The sequence below is a fragment of the Streptomyces anandii JCM 4720 genome, from assembly GCF_014650655.1.
GTDB classification, from domain to species: domain Bacteria; phylum Actinomycetota; class Actinomycetes; order Streptomycetales; family Streptomycetaceae; genus Streptomyces; species Streptomyces anandii.
This window is the reverse complement of record NZ_BMVJ01000006.1, coordinates 389,266-395,491: the sequence shown is the minus strand read 5'-3', so window position 1 is coordinate 395,491 and position 6,226 is coordinate 389,266. Positions and strand designations below refer to the sequence as shown.

Below are 6,226 nucleotides of genomic sequence, written 5' to 3'. Positions count from 1 at the left end.
GCCGCTGTTCTTCGCCGCCGCCCACCGCTTCCTGCTGGAGCTGACCGAGGTGGCCGACGTGCGGGTGGTGATCCTGCGCATGTCCCGGGTCTCCACCGTGGACGCCACCGGCGCCCTCGTCCTGAAGGACGCGGTGGAGAAGCTGAACCGGCGCGGCATCGCCGTGCTCGCCTCGGGCATCCGCGCCGGCCAGCGGCGGGTCCTGGACTCCGTGGGCGTGCTCGGCCTGCTGCACCGCGAGGGCGGCGAGTACGCGACAACTCCGGAGGCGATCGGGGCGGCCCACCGCCTGCTGGCGAGGGAGGGAGTGGTGGGGCCGGCCGGTCCCGCGCCGCCCGCCCACGGAATTGCACATCTGCGCAATTCTTGATGTTGTTACTGCCTGCCGCGACGCACAGCAGAGCCGGGTCGAGCCGGCGGAGCCGGGACGAAGCATGGTGACCACGCCGCTGTACCAACTGAAGGCCGAGTTCTTCAAGACGCTCGGCCATCCCGCGCGCATCCGCGTCCTGGAGCTGCTGAGCGAGCGCGAGCACGCGGTCGCCGAGATGCTGCCCGAGGTCGGCATCGAACCCGCCGCGCTCTCCCAGCAGTTGGCGGTGCTGCGCCGGTCCGGCCTGGTGGTCACCCGCAAGGAGGGCTCCACGGTCTACTACTCGCTGACCGACCCGCACGTGGCGGAACTGCTGCGGGTGGCCCGCACGATCCTCTCCGGCGTACTGGCCGGGCAGGCCGAGCTCCTGGCCGACCTGCGGGCGGCCCAGGGCGGACCGTCGTAACTCCGGCTCGGCGCACGACGGCCGGGGCCCCACCGCGTTCGCGGTGGGGCCCCGGTGGTGGCCGGCCGTGCGGTCACCGCAGCCAGCGGTTGCGGCTGACGAAGGGCAGGCGGGCCCAGATCCGGCCCAGTCCCCAGGTGGCGCCGGCGCCGGCGGCCGCGAGGGCGATCAGGGCGACGGCGTAGATGACGTGGTAGTCGGCGAAGGGGTTCGTCGACATGCTCGGCGTGCCGTCGGCGAGGTGCTTGGCGGGCGGCCACTCGGCCATCCACATCAGCGCCATCATCGCGGTGCCGCCCACCGCGGCGAGCCGCAGCCCGATGCCCGCGATCAGCGCGACGCCTATGCCGAGGAGGCCGAGCATGAACAGCCAGTCGGCCCAGGTGTCGCCGGCCCAGGAGTGGAAGGTGCCCTTCATCGGTCCGGCGGCGACCGAGCTGAGGAAGCCCTTGGTCGGCGAGCCGCCGTCGATCCAGCCCTTGCCGGAGGGGGTGGCGTAGCCGAAGCCGAACGTCTTGTCGAGGAACGCCCACAGGAAGACGAACCCGAGCAGAATCCGCAGCCCGGCCAGGGCGTGGGCGCCGGCCGTGGCCGTCGCGGTCGCCTCGGAGGCCGCGGCGGTGGGGCCGGAGGCCGATCCGGTGCGGCGCGGGAACGACAGGTGGAAGCCGACGTGACGGTGGGAGTGGTCCTGCACGGCCATGATGTTCATCCCTCTCATGGGATCTCGCGGGGTTGTTGGTCGCTCTCGGTGCGTTACCAATGTCCCGCTGCGGCGACCGGGTGCGCAGGGGCTGCGCGGCCCGGCCGCCGGGGCCGAACGTCCTTGTTTCAAGTACCCGTTCAGCCGTTCCAGGACCAGTCGGCCACCTCGGGCAGGTCCACGCCGTGCTCGCGGATGTAGGCGTGGTGGCGCAGCCGGACGTCCTCCATGCGCTGGCGGACGGCGGCGGCGCGCACCGCGAGCCCGGGCACGCGGTCGATGACGTCCATCACCAGCCGGTAGCGGTCCAGGTCGTTGCCCACCACCATGTCGAACGGCGTGGTGGTCGTGCCGATCTCCTTGTAGCCGCGCACGTGCAGGTGGCGGTGGCCGGTGCGCCGGTAGGAGAGGCGGTGGATGAGCCAGGGGTAGCCGTGGTAGGCGAAGATGACCGGCTTGTCGGCGGTGAACAGGCCGTCGAACTCGAAGTCGGTCATGCCGTGCGGGTGTTCCTCGCTGGGCATCAGCCGGGCGATGTCGACGACGTTCACCACCCGCACCGCCAGTTCGGGCAGGTGCCGGCGCAGCAACTGGGCGGCGGCCAGCACCTCCTGGGTGGGCACGTCACCGGCGCAGGCCAGCACCACGTCGGGTTCCCGGCTGCCGTCCTCGGTGCCGGCCCAGTCCCACACCCCGGCGCCGCGGGCGCAGTGCACCGTGGCCTGCTCCATGGAGAGCCAGTCGAAGCAGGGCTGCTTGCCGGCGACGACCACGTTGACGTAGTCCCGGCTGCGCAGCGCGTGGTCGGCCACGGACAGCAGGGTGTTGGCGTCGGGCGGGAAGTACACCCGCACCGCCTCGGGGCTCTTGTTGAGGATGTGGTCGACGAAGCCGGGGTCCTGGTGGGAGAAGCCGTTGTGGTCCTGGCGCCACACGTGCGAGGTGAGCAGGTAGTTGAGGGAGGCGATGGGCGCGCGCCAGGGCAGCCGGCGGGTGGTGCGCAGCCACTTGATGTGCTGGTTGACCATCGAGTCGACGATGTGCACGAACGCCTCGTAGCAGGAGAACAGCCCGTGCCGGCCGGTGAGGAGATAGCCCTCCAGCCAGCCCTGGCAGGTGTGTTCGGAGAGGATCTCCATCACCCGCCCGTGCCGGTCGAGGTGTTCGTCGACGTCGAGGGTCCGCGCCTGCCAGGCCTTGCCGCTGGCCGCGTAGACGGCCTGGAGACGGTTGGAGGCGGTCTCGTCGGGGCCGACCAGGCGGAAGTCGCGCCGCCCGGCGGTGGCCGCCATGACGTCCTCCAGCAACTCACCGAGGACACGGGTGGGTTCGTGCAGGGTCGCGCCGGGCTTGTCGACCTCGACGGCGTACTTCTCCAGCGGCGGCAGGGGCAGTTCACGCAGGAGCAGGCCGCCGTTGGCGTGCGGGGTGGCGCCCAGGCGCCGGGTGCCGGACGGGACGCAGGCGAGCACCTCGGGGCGCGGGGCGCCGTGCTCGTCGAACAGCTCCGCGGGCCGGTAGGAGCGCAGCCACGCCTCCAGTTGGCGCAGGTGCTCGGGGTTGTCCCGTACGGCGGCCAGCGGGACCTGGTGGGCGCGCCAGGTGCCCTCCACGGGCAGGCCGTCGACCTCGGCGGGGCCGGTCCAGCCCTTCGGGGTGCGCAGCACGATCACCGGCCAGCGCGGCCGCTCGGTGGCGCCCTCCTCGCGGGCGGCGCGCTGGATCGCGGCGATGCGGTCCAGCGCGGTGTCCATGGCGGCGGCCATGGCGCGGTGCACGGCGGCCGGCTCGTCGCCGGTGACGTGGATCGGGTCGTGGCCGTATCCCTTGAGGAGGTCGTCGAGTTCGGCCTCGGGGACCCGGGCCAGCACGGTCGGGTTGGCGATCTTGTAGCCGTTGAGGTGCAGGATCGGCAGGACGGCGCCGTCGTCCACCGGGTCGAGGAACTTGTTGGAGTGCCAGGATGCGGCCAGCGGGCCGGTCTCCGCCTCGCCGTCGCCGATCACGCAGGCCACGACCAGGCCGGGGTTGTCGAGCGCGGCGCCGTAGGCGTGCGAGAGGGCGTAGCCGAGCTCGCCGCCCTCGTGGATGGAGCCGGGCGTCTCGGGCGCCACGTGGCTCGGCACCCCGCCGGGGAAGGAGAACTGCTTGAACAGCCGGCCCATGCCGTGCGCGTCGCGGGTGACGTCGGGATAGGTCTCGGTGTACGAGCCCTCCAGCCAGGAGTTGGCGAGGACGGCGGGCCCGCCGTGACCGGGGCCCCAGATGCACAGGGCGTCCAGATCACGGGCTTTGATCACCCGGTTGAGGTGGGTGTGGACCAGGTTCAGACCGGGTGAGGTGCCCCAGTGGCCGAGCAGGCGCGGCTTGACGTGCTCCGGCCGCAGCGGCTCGGTCAGCAGGGGGTTGTCCATCAGGTAGATCTGGCCGACGGCGAGGTAGTTCGCGGCGCGCCAGTGCGCGTCCAGCGTGGCGAGTTCCTCGTCCGTGAGCCCGGCGGGCGCCTGCTGGGGGTCGACGGGCATCGGGATTCCTTCCGGGTCGGAAAGCGGCGGTGGTGCGGTGAGAGGCGGGCGCGGGCGCGGGGGCCGCCGCGTGCGCGTCGGGCCGGCGGCACACCACTCCACCCTCCAGTGGGCGCCCGGGTACCCGACAGAGCCGTTCGGGTCACGCTCGAGAACACGGCCTCACTGGGCGGCGAGGCCGTGGGCGCGGAACTGGTCGCGGACCCGTTCGACGAGGGCCGCGTCCGGCACCGGGTTGTCCTTCAGCGGGAAGGGGATTCCCAGTGCCTCGTACTTGGGCGCGCCGAGCTTGTGGAACGGCAGGATGTCGACCCGTTCCACGCCGTCCAGGCCGGACACGAAGCGGGCCAGTCCGTCCACCGCGCGCTCCTCGTCGGTCCAGCCGGGGACGAGCACGTAGCGGATCCACACCCGCTTGCCGAGCCGGGCCAGGCGGGTGGCGAAGTTGAGCGTGGGCGTCAGCTCACCGCCGGTGAGCCTGCGGTAAGTGGCTACGTCGAAGGACTTGATGTCCAGCAGCACCAGGTCGGTGCCGGCCAGCAGCTCGTCCGTGGCGCGGGCGCCGAGGAAGCCGGAGGTGTCCAGCGCGGTGTGCAGCCCGGCCTCCCTGCACCGGCGCAGGACGGCGCCGGTGAAGGCCGGCTGGAGGAGGGGCTCGCCGCCGGTGACGGTGACCCCTCCCCCCGCCGTGGTGATGAACGGACGGTACTTCTCGATCTCCGTCATCACCTCGTCGACGGTGGCCCGCCGGCCGTCCCGCATGTGCCAGGTGTCGGGGTTGGCGCAGTACAGGCAGCGCAGCGGGCAGCCGCTGACGAAGAGGACGAACCGGGTCCCGGGACCGTCCACGCCGGTGGACAGGTCCCAGGAGTGGACCCGGCCCGTGACCGGGGCCGGGCCCGCGGCGGCCGGGGCCCGCGTCACGTCGGCCGCGGTGGTCGCGGTCGCCGGGATGGCCGGGATGCTCGGGGGCGTCGTGGTGGTCACGGCTCTCACAGCGATCCGTGGAAGGTGCGGCTGATCACGTCGAGCTGCTGCTCGCGGGTCAGCCGGACGAAGTTGACGGCGTACCCGGAGACCCGGATGGTCAGCTCCGGGTACTTCTCCGGGTGCTCCATGGCGTCCTCCAGCACCTCCCGGTTCAGCACGTTGACGTTCATGTGGAAGCCGCCGGCCGACGTGTAGGCGTCGAGGATGCCCACCAGGTTGCCCGCGCGGTCCGCCGGGACGTGGCCGAGACCCTCCGGGGTGATGGTCGTCGTCAGCGAGATGCCGTCACTGGCCTGCTCGTACGGCAGCTTCGCCACCGACAGCGCCGAGGCGGCGACGCCGTGCCGGTCGCGGCCGTTCATCGGGTTGGCGCCCGGGGCGAAGGGCGCTCCGGCACGGCGGCCGTCGGGGGTGTTGCCGGTGTGCTTGCCGTAGACCACGTTGGAGGTGATCGTCAGCACCGACTGGGTGTGCTCGGCGTCCCGGTACGTGGGGTGCCTGCGCACCTTCGCCATGAACGACTCGACCAGTCCCACGGCGAGCCGGTCCGCGCGGTCGTCGTTGTTGCCGTACGCCGGGAAGCCGCCCTCGACCTCGTAGTCCACCGCGAGGCCCGTGTCGTCGCGGATCACCTTCACCCGCGCGTACTTGACGGCGGACAGGCTGTCCGCGGCCACCGACAGGCCGGCGATGCCGCACGCCATGAAGCGGTGCACGGGGTAGTCGTGCAGCGCCATCTCCAGGCGCTCGTAGGCGTACTTGTCGTGCATGTAGTGGATGACGTTGAGCGCGTCCACGTAGGTCCCCGCCAGCCAGTCAAGCATGCGGTCGTACGCCGCCGACAGCTCCTCGTAGTCCAGGTACTCGCCGGTCAGCGCCGGCGCGGGCGGGGCGACCTGCTCGCCGCTGATCTCGTCCCGGCCGCCGTTGATCGCGTACAGCAGGGCCTTGGCGAGGTTGACGCGGGCGCCGAAGAACTGCATCTGCCGTCCGACCGCCATCGCCGACACACAGCAGGCGATCGCGGTGTCGTCGCCGGTGCGCGGGCGCATCAGGTCGTCGGACTCGTACTGCACGGCGCTGGTGTCGATGGAGACCTGGGCGCAGAACTTCTTGAACCCCTCGGGCAGCCTCGGCGACCACAGGACGGTCAGGTTGGGCTCGGGGGCCGGGCCGAGGTCGTAGAGGGTCTGCAGGAAGCGGAAGGACGTGCGGGTGACCAGGGTGCG

At 72.0% G+C, this 6,226-nt stretch carries 6 protein-coding genes; 2 read left to right on the top strand and 4 right to left on the bottom strand.

Annotated features, from left to right (window positions below):
- Both IE249_RS37240 and IE249_RS14440 read left to right on the top strand, forming a co-directional pair.
- Nucleotides 1-370: sodium-independent anion transporter (locus tag IE249_RS37240; protein WP_229858451.1), on the top strand; the 370-nt coding region annotated here is incomplete at its 5' end.
- 67 nt (nt 371-437) lie between these two features.
- The gene (locus IE249_RS14440) at nt 438-779 is read left to right on the top strand and encodes an ArsR/SmtB family transcription factor (RefSeq protein WP_189705229.1); all 342 of its coding nucleotides are present in this window, start codon (nt 438-440) and stop codon (nt 777-779) included.
- Between the two features lie 73 nt (nt 780-852).
- On the opposite strand, the gene IE249_RS14435 is transcribed toward IE249_RS14440, so the two are convergent.
- The 4 genes from IE249_RS14435 to IE249_RS37235 form a co-directional block, all read right to left on the bottom strand.
- Entirely contained in the window at nt 853-1,482 is a 630-nt protein-coding gene (locus tag IE249_RS14435; protein ID WP_189705228.1) for a DoxX family membrane protein, read from the bottom strand.
- A 140-nt stretch (nt 1,483-1,622) separates the two neighbouring features.
- A complete protein-coding gene (locus tag IE249_RS14430) occupies nt 1,623-4,007 on the bottom strand; it encodes a phosphoketolase family protein (RefSeq protein WP_189705203.1) in 2,385 nt (794 codons plus the stop codon).
- 162 nt (nt 4,008-4,169) lie between these two features.
- Nucleotides 4,170-4,931, bottom strand: coding sequence for a pyruvate formate-lyase-activating protein (gene pflA / locus IE249_RS14425; RefSeq protein ID WP_189705227.1), 762 nt, complete (start codon nt 4,929-4,931; stop codon nt 4,170-4,172).
- Nucleotides 4,932-4,999: 68 nt separating this feature from the next.
- Nucleotides 5,000-6,226: pyruvate formate lyase family protein (locus tag IE249_RS37235; protein WP_308434345.1), on the bottom strand; the 1,227-nt coding region annotated here is incomplete at its 5' end.